Origin of the sequence: Streptomyces sp. SBT349, assembly GCF_001083795.1 — a bacterium.
GTDB lineage: Bacteria > Actinomycetota > Actinomycetes > Streptomycetales > Streptomycetaceae > Streptomyces.
Genome location: NZ_LAVK01000635.1, coordinates 1 through 1,726 on the forward strand (window position 1 = coordinate 1; position 1,726 = coordinate 1,726).

Annotated in this window: 2 protein-coding genes; both read right to left on the bottom strand. The window is 71.8% G+C overall.

Annotated elements, in window-relative coordinates:
- On the bottom strand, nucleotides 1-563 hold a 563-nt coding region (locus ADY01_RS35390), incomplete at its 3' end, for a ParB/RepB/Spo0J family partition protein (protein ID WP_159001642.1).
- A 168-nt stretch (nucleotides 564-731) separates the two neighbouring features.
- A complete protein-coding gene (locus ADY01_RS35395) occupies nucleotides 732-1,349 on the bottom strand; it encodes a LysE family transporter (RefSeq protein ID WP_049580967.1) in 618 nt (205 codons plus the stop codon).
- Between the last annotated feature and the right edge of the window lie 377 nt (nucleotides 1,350-1,726).

Sequence of the window (1,726 nt, forward strand, 5' to 3'; positions counted from 1 at the left end):
GGGGAGGGCTCGACGGGGCAGGCGGGGTCGGCGCCGCACTCCGGCCGGGCCGCGGTGCCGGGGTCCGCGGCTGCGGCTGCGGCTGCGGTCCCGGCCTCCGGGCCGGTCCGCACGGCGCGGACGCGGCCGTCGCGGCCGACCCGCGCCTCCAACTGGGGAACTTCCCCACTTGCCCGCCGCCGGATGGAGCCGACCGTCTTGTGCGCGAGCCCCGCGATGGCGGCGACGGCGCGGTCGGACCAGTCCGGGTGCGCCCTGACGATGCGCAGGGCCGCGGCCTTCCGGTCGGCGAGCGAGAGCGGAAGGCCGTGCTTGACATTGGATTCGACGGCGAGGACGAACGCCTCGTCCTCGTCACCGTCGAAGAATCGCGCCCTGATCGTTTCCGCCCGGCATATCTTCGCGGCTTCCAGCCGGTGCATTCCGTCGATCACCCGCATCGTGGACCGGTGCAGGAGAATGGGAGGCAGATCGTCGTCCGTCTCCGCCAGCACCCGCGCGTGCGCGCTGCTGCTCCCCGCGCCGCGCGGCGTATCGGCCACCACTATGGTGCTGATCGGCACCTCGACGGTCCGGTCGTCGAGTCCGGCCCGCGTTCCCGCGGATAACGGCCGCCCGCCCGGCCGCGGGGCCGGTCTTCCCTTCTGTCGAAAGAACTCGCTATCTTCCACAGGAGCACTCCCCGTCTCGTGGGATCGGCTCGTCGGAGCCTGGCGTCGCGGCCGTCGCCCTCAGGTCAGCAGGAGATGGCCCGCGAGAAGGACAATCACCCCGTTTCCGACGAGAGCCGTGCCCAGGCGACCCTTCTCGCTGGTGAGCACGCGCCCCATCAGCGCACCTCCGAGGGCAAGCAGCGCCTGCCAGCTCGCGGACGCGGCGAAGGCCGCGCCCACGAAGATCGCGCTGTCGGTGAGCGTCCACGTGTCGTCGCGGAGCCCGAGCACCAGCGCCGAGAAGTACACGATCGTCAGCGGGTTGAGGATGGTGAGCCCGAGCAGCTCCAGATAGGCGCGGAGCGGGCGCTTCACCCGGAGCTCCTCCTCGCCCGCGGCCCGCCGCCTGCGCCGCAGCGCGTCAAGGACCCCCTTGGCGGCGAGGAGCACCAGCACGGCCGCGGCGGCCCAGCGCATGGGCTCGGCGAAGGGCCGGAGCAGACCCGCGAGCGCCGCGCCGGTCGATGCGGCGACGAGGGCGTAGAGACCGTCCGCGGTGGCGGTTCCTATCGCGCCGGCCAGACCGATGAGAAACGATGTCTGAGCCGACAACGTGATGATCAGGACGGTAACCGCTCCCACCGGCATGGCGATCCCATAGCCCGCGAGCACACCGGAAATCAGAATGTCGTTCAATTCTTCCCCTGCGGCAGCCCTACCGAGGGCTGTCACGATAACGCACGCCCCGACGGTCGCCACCGCGTATTCCCCGCCCTCCCCGCGAGGCTCCCGGGCGTCGGCCGGAGGCGGGCGGGCCAGGGGAAGTTCTCCCATTGCGTCCTCCTGGTTTGATTTCCAGGCCGTTGACCGCCGCTCTTCGACTGATTGATAGAGAACTGAGCGACGCATCGCCCGTCAAGTCGCGTCCCGAGGGGTGCGGCGAGTTCAGGTCGAATCGCAGGTTGGCCGGAATACGTGGGTGAGGCGGCACGGGTGACGGCCGGTCGGCGCGGGCGGCCGGGCCGGGGCACGCCGAGGGGCCGGGGCAGCCGTCGGCTGTCCCGGCCCCTCGG